Genomic DNA, 13,118 nt, shown 5'->3' with positions numbered 1-13,118 from the left:
TGCGCGGGGGGCTCACTCGACGGCGTTCCAGCGCAGCCGGGGCGGCGCTGAGTCGATCGCGGCGAGCGTGTCGGCGGGGGAGGAGACCGGGAACGTCGTCACGAGGCGCTCGCCGGATCCGCGATCGATCGCGTAGGCGAGGGCGAAGGGGCCGGATGTGGTGTGCCGCCCGATCGCGATCCGCGCGCGTACCGGGCCGATGCGCTCCTCGCGCACCGTGTGCTCGGCCAGCAGGCCGCGGGCGGCGGCCGTGATGCGCGCCAGCGGCGTGACGGAGAGCGCAACGCCACTCAGCGCCTCGGCGTGGAAGAGCGAGCGCTCGCCGTAGGCGGCGGCCAGTTCCGCATCCAGCCACCGTTCGCGCTTGAGTCCGTACGGTGTCTCGGCGAGGGAGAAGAGATAGCCGTAGACGTGCACGAGCCCCGCGTTGCCGACGGGCCAGCTCGCATCCAGCCCCGCCACCGCATGCAGATGCGCGAAGAAGGCCTCGGGGACGACCGGCTCTCCGGTGTTCTCGTCGATGGCCGTGGAGAGATCCCACGCGTCGAACAGGCCGTTCGCGGCGTCCTGGCGAACGGATGCGGCGATGCCGGGCAGGAGCGCGAGTGCTGCGGCGGGGTCGTCCATCGCGCGGCGGGCCGCCGCATCCACGCGGGCGGTCGATGATTTAACCGGCTGTTCATCGGGCGTGGTCATTGCGTCCACAATCCTCCTTCACCATGGACGAAGCGTCCACCTGAAGGAGCCCCGTGCCACGTCCTGTTCTCATCTTCGACTTCGACGGTACCGTCGCCCTCGGCGACGGGCCGGTGCTGGCCTACGCCGCATCCGTGGCCGCCGCCGGCCGCCTGCCGGAGAGTTTCGTCACCGAGGTGCGGCGGGGGCTCGACGACCCGACCGCGGAGGACGCCGTCGACGGCTACGACCTCGTCCGCATCCTCGCCCAGCGCGCCGGCGCCGACGAGGCGCACCTCGCATTCGGCTACCGGGCGAGTCGCGGGATGCTGGCGACATCCGCAGCCCCGATCGGCACACCCGCGGGCCTCGCGCGACTGCTCGACGAGGTCGACGCGGAGCGGATCCTCCTCACGAACGCGCCCGATGTGCGGCTCCCCGAAGCGCTCGACGCGCTGGGGCTCGCCGGGCGGTTCGACCGGATCGTGACGGATGCGGCGAAGCCCGCGGGACTGGAGGCGCTCCTCGACGAGCTCGATCCCGCCCGCCCCGTGTTGAGCATCGGCGACATCTGGCGCAACGACCTCGCCCCCGCCCACGCCCGCGGCCACGCGACGGCGCTCGTCGGCGCATCCTCAGCTCCCGACGCGCGGCCCACCTACCGCGCCGCGCGACTGGACGACCTCCTCGACGACATCGCGCGCTGGGCCCTCGCCGCCCGCGTCTCCTGACCTCACCGACCCGCACCCCACCCCGATCCGAAGGACACCACATGAACATCACCCGTCTGCGCCTCGGCGCCGCAGCCGCCGTCGTTGCGGCCGCATCCCTGCTGCTCGCCGGTTGTGCCGGCTCGGCCGATCCCGGTACCAGCGGTGCCGCGGCGGACCCCGACTCCCTCGTGCTGGCTCTCGTTCCCTCTCAGGACCAGAACGGCCTCGTCGACACCGCGAAGCCCCTGACCGACATGCTCACCGAGAAGCTCGGCATCCCCGTCACGGGCGTCGTCGCGAAGGACTACCAGGCCGCCGTCGAGGCGATGGGCGCGGGCCAGGCGCAGATCGGCTTCCTGCCCTCGCTGCAGCTCTGGCAGGCCAGCGACAAGTACGGCGCCAAGGTCGTGCTCCAGACCGAGCGCAACGGCAACATCACCTACCCTGCGCAGTTCATGACCAACAACCCCGACAAGTACTGCGAGGACACTCCCGTCGAGCGCGACGGGATGCTCTTCTGCAACGGCGCCGACGCGATGAAGGGCCCGGCGGGACTGGACTCGATCACCAAGGTCAAGGGCGCGAAAGTCGCGATGCTCGGACCCGGGTCTCCCGCCGGCTACATCTACCCCGTGCTGGCGCTGCAGGAGGCCGGCATCAACACCGACACCGACATCGAGAAGCTGCCGGTCACCGCGAACGACGCGTCGGTGCTCGCGGTCTACAACGGCGACGCCGAGGTCGGCTTCAGCTTCTGGGACGCGCGCACGATCGTGAAGAAGGACGTGCCGGACGTGGGCCAGAAGGTCGTCGTCTTCGCGATGACGGACGAGATCCCCAACGACGGCGTCGCCCTCACCTCCGACCTTTCGCCCGAGCTGCAGCAGAAGATCACCGACGCCCTCGAGGAGTACTCGAGCTCCGACGAGGGCTCGAAGGTGCTGCAGAGCATCTACTCCATCACCAAGCTCGCTCCCGCCGACCCCTCGTCGCTCGACGTGGTCGCCCGTGCGGCGCAGAAGCTGGGGCTGCAGTGACGACGCCTCTCCGCCAGGAGGTCGGGGCTGCGGCCCCGGCCTCCTGGCCCATCCGCCTCCGCGACGTCCAGGTGCGCTATCCGAACGGCACGATGGGCTTGCGGGGTGTGAGCCTGGACATCGCCGCCGGCGAGATGGTCGCGGTCGTGGGACTCTCCGGATCCGGCAAGTCCACCCTCATCCGCACGATCAACGGGCTCGTGCCGATCTCCGCCGGCTCGCTGACGGTCGGCGACATCGAGCTCGCGGGCGCGCGCCCGCGTACGCTCCGGCGCCTGCGCGGCGGCATCGGCATGGTCTTCCAGGGCTTCAATCTGGCTGGCCGCACGAGCGTTCTGAACAACGTGCTCGTCGGGCGTCTGACGCACACCCCCACCTGGCGCACACTGCTCGGCGCCTACACGGCGGGCGACAAGCAGCTCGCCTACGAGGCACTGGACCGGGTCGGCATCCTCGCGAAGGTCTACGACCGCGCGTCGGCGCTCTCGGGCGGTCAGCAGCAGCGCGTCGCGATCGCTCGGGCCCTCGCGCAGCAGCCGCGGATCGTGCTCGCCGACGAGCCCGTCGCGAGCCTCGACCCGCCCACGGCGCACGGGGTGATGGGAGACCTCCGCCGCATCAACCGTGAGCTCGGCATCACCGTGCTCGTGAACCTCCACCTGCTCGATCTCGCTCGTCAGTACGGCACGCGCCTGATCGGGATGCGGGCAGGCGAGCTCGTCTACGACGGGTCGGCCGCGGATGCCACGGATGCCGACTTCGCCCAGATCTACGGTCGCTCGGTCACGGCCGAGGATCGGCTGGACTCGTGAGCGCGTCGTCGCTCGAGCTGCCGCCCAGACCCGGCGGCCGGTGGCGCGGCTGGGTGATCGCCGCCGCCATCGCCGCGGCCACGGTGTTCATGTGCCTGCCCGTCGTCGGGATCGACTTCGACCTCAGCGGCATCGCACGCAACTGGCAGCACGGCGCGAGCAAGGTCCTGGGGCTGCTCCAGCCCGACTGGTCGTTCTTCCCGCGCACGGTCGCGCCGTTGCTCGAGACACTGCAGATGGCCGTGATCGGCACCGCCGTCGGCGCGCTCATCTCTCTTCCTCTCAGCTTCCTCGCCGCACGCCCGACCAACCCGCATCCGTGGCTGCGCGGCGCTGTTCGTACCGTGCTGAACGTCGTGCGGGCCGTCCCCGACCTGCTGTCGGCCGCGGTCCTGGTCGCGATGGTCGGCGTCGGCGCGCTTCCCGGCATCCTCGCGCTCGTGCTCTTCAACGTCGGCATCATCGTCAAACTCGTCTCCGAGTCGATCGACGCGATGGATGCGGGCCCGATCGAGGCGGGCCGTGCGGCCGGAGGAACCCAGCTGCAGATCAACCGCACACTCGCCCTGCCCGACACCTGGCCGGCCTTCGTCGCTCAGACGCTCTACGTGTTCGAGCTCAACGTTCGCGCCTCGTCGGTGCTGGGACTGGTGGGCGCCGGCGGGCTGGGCCTGCTCATCGACGCGGTGCGCACGTACTACCGCTACGACCAGCTCTCGCTCATCATCCTGGAGATCCTCGTGCTCGTCGTCCTTCTCGACGCCCTGAGCGCCGCCGTTCGACGGAGGCTCGTATGAGTGCGATCGACACCGAACCGGCGCGCACCGCGCCCGCGTTCGCGCTTCCCGAGCGCCCGCGTCGATCCCTCGGGCTCGTCGTCGGCGTCGGCGTGACGGTGATCGTCATCGCCGCCTTCTGGTCGGTCGACATCACCTGGTCGCGGCTGGGGGAGCTTCCCGCGGCGATCGTGCGCTACATCTGGCTCATGTTCTCGGCCCCGGACTGGTCGAAGCTGCCCGAGGCGCTCTGGCAGACCTGGCGCAGCGTCGAGATGGCCTGGGTCGGCACCGTGCTCGGCGTGATCGTCGCGACGCCGCTGAGCCTCATGGCTTCCCGCGGTTTCGGGCCGGCGTGGCTGCGCTCCGCGCTTCGCCTGGTCTTCTCCGTCATCCGTGCGGTTCCGGAGATCATCTTCGCCATCATCATTCTGTCGATGACGGGACTCACCCCGCTGACGGGTGCCCTCGCTCTCGCCGTCAACGGCGTCGGCACGCTCGGCAAGTGGGGATACGAGGCGATCGAGGCGGTACCGCAGGGGCCGATCGAGGCGGCGCGCGCTGCCGGCGGGAACACCCTGCAGGTGCTGCGGTGGGGTGTGTGGCCGCAGGCGACCCCGGCGTTCCTGTCGTTCTGGCTCTACCGGTTCGAGATCAACGTGCGATCCTCCGCCGTGCTGGGCCTCATCGGTGTGGGCGGAATCGGCGACATGCTGACCACCTACACCCAGTACCGTGAGTGGTCGACGGTGGGGATGCTGCTGATCGTGGTCATCGCGGTGACGATGACCATCGATGCGATCAGCGGCGCGGTCCGCCGCAGGATCATGGAGGGTGCGCGTGTCCGCTGACGCTCCCACGACCGCGCGGATCGCGGCGCTGCGCAACGTCCTGCAGCCCACCGAACGGCGCATCGCCGACCTGATCGTGTCGGAGCCCGAGGTCGTCGTGGAGCTCACGGCGCAGCAGCTCGCCGATCGGGCAGGTGTCGCACGGTCTTCGGTCGTGCGGGCGTGTCAACGCCTCGGATACCGCGGGTATCCCCAGCTGCGGGTCGCGCTCGCCGCGGAGCTCGGCGCGCAGCCCGATGCGGTGACCGATCACGGCGTGGGTGTTCTCGGACGCATGCGCACCGCGATGGACCGTGCGGCGCAGGCACTCGCCGGTTCGGCGGGGCTTCTGACCGAGGATGCGGTCGCCGCTGCGGTGTCCCGCGTCGCCCGCGCCCGGCGGGTGCTGGTCGTCGCCAACGGTCTGTCGTCACCGCTCGCGAGCGACCTCGCGATGCGGCTGACCGCGGTCGGGCGTCCCGCGGAGATCGTCGCGGACCCGATCGCGCAGCAGATCTCCGCACGCCAGCTCACGAGCGACGACGTCTGCCTCGTGATCAGTGGCTCGGGGGCGAACGAGGCGAGTGTGCGGGCCGCGCGTGCGGCCGACGCGGCCGGCGCGAGCGTGCTCCTCATCACCTCGTTCGTCGCCTCGACACTGACCGAGATCGCCGACCTCTCGCTCGTCCTGGCGCCGGCGGGTGCGACGTTTCGCGATGAGCTCGAGCACACCTCTCGCGCGGTGCACGCCGTCTTCGGAGAGGTGCTCGTGGATGCGGTCGCCGCCGAGCTGGGGGAGCGGTCGCCCCGCATCCGGGCCCAGGTGCTCGAGATCCTCTCCGAGAACCTGGCCGACCCCGCCGAGTGAGCACGGGTGCTCACTCGGCGGATCCGCGCCGCCCGTGTGCCCCTGGCGTCTTGAATGAAAACCGATCACGTGTAAGGGTTTGGGGACACGGTTCCCCCCGGAGCCGCTTTCGACGAGGAGAGCGACGATGAGAAAGACGACCCGTTTCATGCTGGCCGCCGCATCCGCTGCGGTGCTGGCGGTGACGACCGCCACGCCCGCGCTGGCGGATGCGGCGCCCGCAGGCCACGGACACCACCCCGATCGCGGCGAGACCCGCACGTTGGAGCGCTACGCCGCCGACACCTGGGCATCGCTGGTGGCGATGACCGATCCGGACACGGGCCTGCCGTCGGACAACATCGACGGCGCGCTGCAGACGGTCGGCGCCTACACCTCGCCGACGAACATCGGCGGCTACCTGTGGTCGACGGTGACCGCCCGGGACATCGGGCTGATCGACCGGCGGGAGGCCCGCGACCGGATGCGGACGACCCTCGACACGCTCGACCGCCTGGAGCGCAACGACGCCAGCGGCATGTTCTACAACTGGTACGACCCGGCGACCGGCGCCAAGCTCACCACCTGGCCCGACTCCGGCGACCCGGTCGAGCCGTTCCTGTCCACGGTCGACAACGGCTGGCTCGCCGCATCCCTGCGCATCGTGCGCGAGGCGGAGCCGAGTCTGGCCCGCCAGGCGGATGCCCTGTACCGGTCGATGGATTTCGGCGCCTTCTTCGATCCGGCGGGTGCGGCCGGGCTGCCGGCCGGCACGAACCGCGGCGGATTCTGGGACTCCCCGCCCACGGGCTGCAGCGTCGAAGCGCCCATGTACAACGGCTCGGGTGAGACCGCGTACTACACGTGCCACCACTACGACACGACCGTGAGCGAGAGCCGCATCGCGACCTACCTGGGCATCGCGAACGGGCAGATCCCGCCGACCGCGCTGTACGGCACGCACCGCACGATGCCGCCGGGCTGCGACTGGGCTTGGCAGGAGCAGCTGCCCACCGGCACCACGCGCACCTACTCCGGCGTCGACGTCTGGGAGGGGGTCTACGCCTACGACGGCATGCGCTTCGTCCCCAGCTGGGGCGGCAGCATGTTCGAGGCGCTGATGCCCGATCTCCTGATCCCCGAGACCGAGTGGGGGGAGAGCTCCTGGGCGCTGAACCATCCGATCACCGTCGCGGTGCAGGAACGGCACGGAGAGGATGCGGGCTACGGCTACTGGGGCTTCTCGCCCGCCAGCGATCCATTCGGCGGCTATGCCGAGTACGGCGTCGACCTCGCGGGGATGCGCTCCGATGGCTACACCTCGGACCGCGAGAAGACGGACGTCGACATCGACCGGCCCGGCTGCTCGATGGGCACCAACCCCGACCCGCAGTTCGGAGACGGAGTCGTGACCCCGCACGCGAGCTTCCTCGCCCTGCCCTACGACCGCGATGGGGTCCTCGAGAACCTCTCGCGCATCGAGAACGACCTCGGCGCGTACGGTCCCGGCGGCTTCTACGACGCGGTCGCGGTGCACAGCGGCACGATCGCCGAGCGCTACCTCTCGCTGGACCAGTCGATGATCATGGCTGCCATCGGCAACGAGCTGACCGGTGACAGGCTCAAGGGCTACGTCGTGGATCGCGACATGGAGCGCACGCTCCGACCCGCGATGCAGGCGCAGGTGTTCAGCTCCAGCTGGGGCGAGTCGAGCGGCCGATGACGAGAGGGATGCGGTGAGCGCACCCGATGAGGCGATCGGGGAGGCGGCGGATTCCGTCGCCTCCCCGATCCGCGGCAAGCGCGGCAGCTATGCGAAGGGGCAGGCCCGTCGCCAGCAGATCGTCGAGGAGGCCCTCGTCGTGTTCGCCCGCAGCGGCTTCGATGCGGGTTCGCTGCGGGCTATAGCCCGCGGCGTGGGGATGACCCCCGCAGGCGTGCTCCACCATTTCTCGAGCAAGGAGGAGCTGTTCGTCGAGGTCCTCCGCCAGCGCGACGAGCGCATCCGGGCGGCGGTCGGGGACCCCGCCGAGCACCGGCTCATCGAGCAGAGCGCGGATGTGGTCGCCTACAACCAGGGCGCGCCGCGCGGCCTCTCCGCGCTCTACACGACGGTAGCCGCGGATGCGATCGATCCCGCCCATCCCGCGCATGAGGAGTTCGTCGACCGCTATCGCGACTCGGCCGCATCCGCCGAGCGCATCATCGCCGCGGGGCAGGCCGCGGGCGAGATCCGCGCCGATGTCGACCCCGCCCGCGCCGGCAGGCTCATCAGCGCCGTGATGGACGGGCTGCAGCAGCAATTCCTGCTGGATGAGGAGGTCGACATGGTCGCCCTCTTCCACGAGTTCGTCCGCGGCTATCTCCGCCCGCTCTGAGCTCGCCGTCCACCCATCCCGTCGATGGGGTTGCGCTCTCTTAAGCGCTTAAGTACCGTAGTCACGACGCCAACAGGTGTGTCTCGTTCAAGGAGGAACCATGAAACATGTTCGGCTCGGCGCCGTCGCGCTGCTCGCCGTCGCCGCCCTCAGCCTGGCGGGATGCGGACGAGCGGATGACGCAGGAACGGCGGCCCAGGAAGCGACGACCATCGGGAGCGAGCCCGCGACGGGCAAGATCACGATGTGGGCGATGGGGACCGAGGGTGAGGCCCTCCCCGACTTCGTCAAGACGTTCGAAGAGGCCAACCCCGGCGTCGAGGTCGACGTCACGGCGATCCCATGGGACTCCGCGTACAGCAAGTTCCAGACCGCGATCGCGAGCGGCAACACCCCCGACATCGCGATGATGGGCTCGACCTGGATGGCCGACTTCGCCGACGCCTTCCAGACGGTGCCCACTGATCTCGACACGTCGGGCGCCTTCGGTGGTGCCGTCGACTCCACCAAGGTGGGCGATCGCGCGGCGGGCGTGCCGTGGTACGTCGACACGCGTGTGCTGTACTACCGCACGGACATGGCCGAGGAGGCCGGCTGGACGAGCGCGCCCACCACCTGGGACGAGCTCAGCCAGATGGCCGCCGACATGAAGTCCAAGGCGGGAGCGGAGTACGGCATCCGCCTGCCCGCCGGCAACGACTCCTTCCAGGGCACGCTCTGGATGCCCTGGTCCAACGGCGCATCCCTCGAGGACGGCTCGGCATGGACGCTCGACACCCCCGAGATGGTCGAGGCGTACGAGTACTACCAGAGCTTCTTCACGGACGCACTCGCCAACCCGTCCGCGGATCGCTCCTCCGGCGCACAGGAGGCGGACTTCGTCGCAGGCCGCACGCCGATGCTCATCGACGGCCCGTTCATGATCGGCTCGCTCGAGAAGCTCGGCGGCGCGGACTTCTCCTCGAAGTTCACGACGGCGGTGCTTCCGACGAAGGAATCCTCCACCTCGTTCAGCGGCGGCTCGAACCTCGTCGTGTTCGACGGCTCCGACAACGCGCACTCCGCATGGAAGCTCGCCCAGTGGCTGAGCGAGCCCGAGACGCAGGCACGCTGGTACGACCAGACCGGTGACCTTCCCGCTGTCCAGGCGGCATGGCAGGACGACGCGCTCGCCTCGCAGCCCACGCTCGCCGCCTTCGGCACACAGCTCGAGACCGCGAAGTCCGTCCCGGCGACGACGACCTGGGTGAAGGTGGCCGCGGCCGGAGACGCCGTGCTCGAGAAGGTGCGTCTGGGCACCATGAGCCCGGCCGACGCGATGAAGGAGCTTCAGAGCAAGGCCGACGCCGTGGGGCTGGGCTGACCCGATGACGCAGACATCACTGGCCGCGACCGGAGCGGCGCTGGCCGGCTCCGGTCGCGCCGGCGGTGGCCGCCGCTCGAGCCGCCGCCGGCGCCAGGGCCTGATCGCGTGGGGCTTCGCGCTCCCGTTCGTCCTCGTCTTCGCCGCCTTCATGGTGGTGCCGATCGTCGGCTCGTTCGCGATGTCGTTCACCGACTTCCGCGCGCAGGACATCCGCTCGCCCTTCGCGGTGAACTTCGTCGGTCTCGACCAGTACCTCGCGGTGCTGGGAGACCCCACCTTCCTCAAGTCGGCGGGCGTCACGGCGACCTTCGTCGTGATCGGCATCCCGGTCACGATGGCGGTGGCGCTCGCGCTGGCGTTGGCGCTGAACTCCGGCGGCGGGCGGATCGTCTCCTTCCTCCGGGTCGGTTTCTACGCGCCGGTGGTCACGAGCATCGTCGCCGTCTCGGTCGTGTGGCGCTACATCCTGCAGCCGGAGGGGTTGCTCAACGCCGCACTCGCGGTGGTGGGGATCCAGGGTCCCGACTGGCTCAACGACACCACGTGGGCCCTCCCCTCGCTCATCGCGATGGCGGTCTGGCGCAACGTCGGAACGCTCATGGTGATCTTCCTCGCGGGGCTCCAGGCCATCCCGACCGACGTCAAGGAGGCGGCCGTCATGGACGGGGCTTCCGCGTGGCGCCGGCTCACCGCGATCACCCTCCCGCTGCTGCGTCCGACGCTGCTGCTGGGCGCCGTTCTCATCTCGGTCGGCTTCCTGCAGTTCTTCGAGGAGGCCTTCGTGATGACGCAGGGCGGGCCGCTCGACTCGACGCTGTCCGTCGCCTACTACACGTTCAAGCAGTTCGGCTTCGGCGAGTACGGCACCGCATCCGCTGCGAGCTACATCCTGTTCCTCGCGATCGCGCTCGTGAGCCTGGTGCAGTTCCGACTGCTGCGCTCGAAGGACTGAAGGAGGAGATCATGACTTCGACGACGATGACCTCCCGCCGCGCCCGCCGCGCGCTCACCGGGCGTGCCCTCACCTACACCGTGCTGGTCGCGGGCCTGATCGTCTGGGTCCTCCCGTTCGTGTGGATGCTGCTGGGCTCCGTCAAGACGCAGAGCGAGATCCTGCAGCGCCCGCCGACCTGGCTGCCGCAGCAGATCACGTGGGAGAACTTCGCCCAGTGGTTCGGGCCCCTCGACATCGGCCGGTTCTTCACGAACAGCGTCGTCGTGGCGCTGCTGACGGTGCTCGGCAACCTGGTGTTCTGCTCGATGGTCGGCTACGCGCTGGCGAAGATGGACTTCCCCGGCAAGAAGGTGCTGTTCGCCGTCGTGCTCATCACCCTCATGGTGCCGGGCATCGTGACCTTCGTGCCGCTGTTCGTGATGGTGTCCTCTTTCGGGCTCACCAGCAGTTACGCCGCGCTGATCCTGCCGTTCGTCACGACACCCTTGGGCGTGTTCCTCATGCGGCAGTTCATGCTCGGCATCCCCGACGAGCTGCTCGAAGCGGCGCGCATCGACGGTGCGGGAGAGCTGCGTATCTTCGCCCGCGTCGTGATGCCGCTGTGCGGGCCGCCGCTCGCGACGCTCGGCATCCTCACCTTCCTCGCATCCTGGAACAACTTCCTGTGGCCGCTCGTGGCCGCCCAGAGCGAGGACATGTACACCCTTCCCGTCGCCATCTCGCTCTATGCGACGGGGCAGAACGCGACCGACTACGGACTCCTGCTCGCGGGCTCCGTGCTGGTGATCGCCCCGATCATCCTCCTGTTCGTGTTCCTGCAGCGTTACTTCATCCAGGGCGTCGCGACGACGGGACTCAAGTGAGCACCGTCGACACGCACCCCAGAAAGGCCCCTATGTCCGCGACCTTCTCGACCGCCCCCGACGGCACCCGCTATCGCGACCTGAACGGCAACGGCGTGATGGACCCGTACGAGGATCCGCGTCTGTCGCCCGCGGAGCGCACCGAGGACCTGCTCGGGCGGCTGAGCCTCGAGGAGAAGTGCGGACTGATGTTCCAGACGGTCATCGAGGTCGGCGAGGACGGTGAGCTCCTCGAGCACCCGGGGCGCATCTCGAAATCGCCCACCACGACCGTCGTGCGCGACAAGCACATGAACCACTTCAACGTGCACGCCATCCGCACCGCGCGGCAGGCGGCCACGTGGAACAACGCCCTCCAGGCGCTCGCGGAGAAGACGCCGCACGGCATCCCCGTGACGATCAGCACCGACCCTCGCCACGCGTTCGTGGAGAACACCGGGGTGGCCTTCTCCGCCGGTCCCTTCTCGCAATGGCCGGAGGGTCTGGGCCTCGCCGCCATCGACGATGTCGAGACGGTGCGCGCCTTCGCCGACATCGCACGACAGGAGTACGTGGCCGTCGGCATCCGCGCCGCCCTGCATCCGCAGATCGATCTCGCGACCGAGCCGCGTTGGGGGCGTCAGGCGCAGACGCTGGGCCAGGATGCGCAGCGCGTCGCCGAGTTCACCGCCGCCTACCTGCAGGGATTCCAGGGCGACCGGCTGGGTCCGGACAGTGTGGCATGCACGACGAAGCACTTTCCGGGCGGCGGCCCGCAGAAGGACGGCGAGGACGCCCACTTCCCGTACGGCCGCGAGCAGGTCTACCCGGGCGGCATGTTCGAGTACCACCTCGAGCCCTTCCGTGAGGCGATCCGCCGCGGAACGGCGGGGATGATGCCGTACTACGGGATGCCGGTGGGTCTCGAGCGCGGCGGCGAGCCGATCGAGGAGGTCGGGTTCGGCTACAACCGGCAGATCGTGACCGACCTGCTGCGCGACGAACTGGGCTACGACGGGGTGGTTGTAACCGACTGGGAGCTCGTGAACGACAACCACGTCGGCGACCAGGTGCTGCCCGCGCGGGCGTGGGGCGTCGAGACACTCACCCCGGTCGAGCGCATGGCGAAGATCCTGGATGCGGGCGCCGACCAGTTCGGCGGCGAGGAGTGCGTCGAGCTGCTGCTGGAGCTCGTGCGCTCGGGCCTGGTCAGTGAACAGCGCATCGACGAATCGGCGCGGCGCCTGCTGCGGGTCAAGTTCGCCCTCGGCCTGTTCGACGATCCCTACGTCGACGTGGATGCGGCCGAGCGGATCGTGGGCAACGCGGACTTCCGTGCCGCCGGGGAGCGGGCGCAGGCGCGCTCGCTGACCGTCCTGCTCAACCGCGACGGGGCCCTTCCGTTGACGCCGGCGGGAGCGCTGTACGTGGAGGGGTTCGCCGACGCGGACGTCGCCGAGCTCGGGCCGACGGTCGCCGATCCGGCATCCGCGGATCTTGCGATCGTGCGGGTCAAGGCGCCGTTCGATGCGCGCGACGACCTGTTCCTCGAGGCATGGTTCCACCAGGGCTCGCTGGACTTCCCGCCGGGACTCGTCTACCGCCTCCAGCAGATCGCGCGGCAATGCCCGCTCGTGCTCGTGGTCACGATCGACCGCCCGGCGATCCTCACCCCGTTCGTGGCGGATGCGGCGGCCATCGTCGTCGACTACGGCAGCTCTCCCCGCGCGGTGATCGATGCCCTGACCGGTCGCGTGCGGCCCGAGGGGCGGCTGCCCGTGGAGCTGCCGCGCTCGATGGCCGCCGTCCGCGCGTCGAGGGAGGATGTACCGTCGGATACCGGGGATCCGCTGTTCCCGGTGCGTCACGGGCTGCGACTCGCCTAGG

At 69.8% G+C, this 13,118-nt stretch carries 13 protein-coding genes; 12 read left to right on the top strand and 1 reads right to left on the bottom strand.

Annotated features, from left to right (window positions below):
* Positions 1-12: 12 nt before the first annotated feature.
* Positions 13-696: an amino acid deaminase gene (locus ACYVJS_RS03960; RefSeq protein ID WP_460737983.1), complete on the bottom strand. Its 684-nt coding sequence runs from the start codon at positions 694-696 to the stop codon at positions 13-15.
* Between the two features lie 53 nt (positions 697-749).
* Between ACYVJS_RS03960 and ACYVJS_RS03955 the strand changes: the two genes are divergently transcribed.
* The 12 genes from ACYVJS_RS03955 to ACYVJS_RS03900 all read left to right on the top strand — a co-directional run bounded on the left by ACYVJS_RS03955 (position 750) and on the right by ACYVJS_RS03900 (position 13,117).
* Entirely contained in the window at positions 750-1,406 is a 657-nt protein-coding gene (locus ACYVJS_RS03955; RefSeq protein WP_460737981.1) for an HAD family hydrolase, read from the top strand.
* 41 nt (positions 1,407-1,447) lie between these two features.
* Entirely contained in the window at positions 1,448-2,425 is a 978-nt protein-coding gene (phnD, locus tag ACYVJS_RS03950) for a phosphate/phosphite/phosphonate ABC transporter substrate-binding protein (RefSeq protein WP_460737979.1), read from the top strand.
* Positions 2,422-3,237, top strand: a complete 816-nt coding sequence (phnC, locus tag ACYVJS_RS03945) for a phosphonate ABC transporter ATP-binding protein (protein ID WP_460737977.1) — start codon at positions 2,422-2,424, stop codon at positions 3,235-3,237. Before phnD ends, phnC begins: the two co-directional genes overlap by 4 nt.
* Positions 3,234-4,034, top strand: a complete 801-nt coding sequence (gene phnE, locus ACYVJS_RS03940) for a phosphonate ABC transporter, permease protein PhnE (RefSeq protein ID WP_460737975.1) — start codon at positions 3,234-3,236, stop codon at positions 4,032-4,034. Before phnC ends, phnE (ACYVJS_RS03940) begins: the two co-directional genes overlap by 4 nt.
* Positions 4,031-4,864 (top strand): phosphonate ABC transporter, permease protein PhnE, encoded by an 834-nt coding sequence (phnE, locus tag ACYVJS_RS03935; RefSeq protein WP_460737973.1) that lies wholly within the window; start codon positions 4,031-4,033, stop codon positions 4,862-4,864. The genes phnE (ACYVJS_RS03940) and phnE (ACYVJS_RS03935) overlap by 4 nt, the downstream gene beginning before the upstream one ends.
* Positions 4,854-5,711: a MurR/RpiR family transcriptional regulator gene (locus ACYVJS_RS03930; protein WP_460737971.1), complete on the top strand. Its 858-nt coding sequence runs from the start codon at positions 4,854-4,856 to the stop codon at positions 5,709-5,711. Before phnE (ACYVJS_RS03935) ends, ACYVJS_RS03930 begins: the two co-directional genes overlap by 11 nt.
* A 148-nt stretch (positions 5,712-5,859) precedes the next feature.
* Complete coding sequence (locus ACYVJS_RS03925) at positions 5,860-7,413, top strand: glucoamylase family protein (protein ID WP_460739857.1); 1,554 nt, start codon at positions 5,860-5,862, stop codon at positions 7,411-7,413.
* 13 nt (positions 7,414-7,426) lie between these two features.
* The gene (locus tag ACYVJS_RS03920) at positions 7,427-8,068 is read left to right on the top strand and encodes a TetR/AcrR family transcriptional regulator (RefSeq protein WP_460737969.1); all 642 of its coding nucleotides are present in this window, start codon (positions 7,427-7,429) and stop codon (positions 8,066-8,068) included.
* 100 nt (positions 8,069-8,168) lie between these two features.
* On the top strand, positions 8,169-9,431 hold the full coding sequence (locus tag ACYVJS_RS03915; RefSeq protein ID WP_460737967.1) for an extracellular solute-binding protein: 1,263 nt from the start codon (positions 8,169-8,171) through the stop codon (positions 9,429-9,431).
* Positions 9,432-9,435: 4 nt separating this feature from the next.
* Entirely contained in the window at positions 9,436-10,386 is a 951-nt protein-coding gene (locus ACYVJS_RS03910; RefSeq protein WP_460737965.1) for a carbohydrate ABC transporter permease, read from the top strand.
* A gap of 11 nt (positions 10,387-10,397) precedes the next feature.
* The gene (locus tag ACYVJS_RS03905; RefSeq protein WP_460737963.1) at positions 10,398-11,252 is read left to right on the top strand and encodes a carbohydrate ABC transporter permease; all 855 of its coding nucleotides are present in this window, start codon (positions 10,398-10,400) and stop codon (positions 11,250-11,252) included.
* A gap of 32 nt (positions 11,253-11,284) precedes the next feature.
* Complete coding sequence (locus tag ACYVJS_RS03900) at positions 11,285-13,117, top strand: glycoside hydrolase family 3 protein (RefSeq protein WP_460737961.1); 1,833 nt, start codon at positions 11,285-11,287, stop codon at positions 13,115-13,117.
* Position 13,118: the final 1 nt, after the last annotated feature.

The organism is Microbacterium neimengense (assembly GCF_054782995.1).
This window is presented reverse-complemented; position numbering and strand designations above follow the sequence as displayed.

What these genes read in the sequence shown, in the direction of transcription:
- ACYVJS_RS03960 (WP_460737983.1), bottom strand. Translation starts at nt 696, where the DNA reads ATGACCACGCCCGATGAACAGCCGGTTAAATCATCGACCGCCCGCGTG.
- phnD (WP_460737979.1), top strand. Translation starts at nt 1,448, where the DNA reads ATGAACATCACCCGTCTGCGCCTCGGCGCCGCAGCCGCCGTCGTTGCG.
- phnE (WP_460737973.1), top strand. Translation starts at nt 4,031, where the DNA reads ATGAGTGCGATCGACACCGAACCGGCGCGCACCGCGCCCGCGTTCGCG.
- ACYVJS_RS03925 (WP_460739857.1), top strand. Translation starts at nt 5,860, where the DNA reads ATGCTGGCCGCCGCATCCGCTGCGGTGCTGGCGGTGACGACCGCCACG.
- ACYVJS_RS03915 (WP_460737967.1), top strand. Translation starts at nt 8,169, where the DNA reads ATGAAACATGTTCGGCTCGGCGCCGTCGCGCTGCTCGCCGTCGCCGCC.
- ACYVJS_RS03910 (WP_460737965.1), top strand. Translation starts at nt 9,436, where the DNA reads ATGACGCAGACATCACTGGCCGCGACCGGAGCGGCGCTGGCCGGCTCC.
- ACYVJS_RS03905 (WP_460737963.1), top strand. Translation starts at nt 10,398, where the DNA reads ATGACTTCGACGACGATGACCTCCCGCCGCGCCCGCCGCGCGCTCACC.
- ACYVJS_RS03900 (WP_460737961.1), top strand. Translation starts at nt 11,285, where the DNA reads ATGTCCGCGACCTTCTCGACCGCCCCCGACGGCACCCGCTATCGCGAC.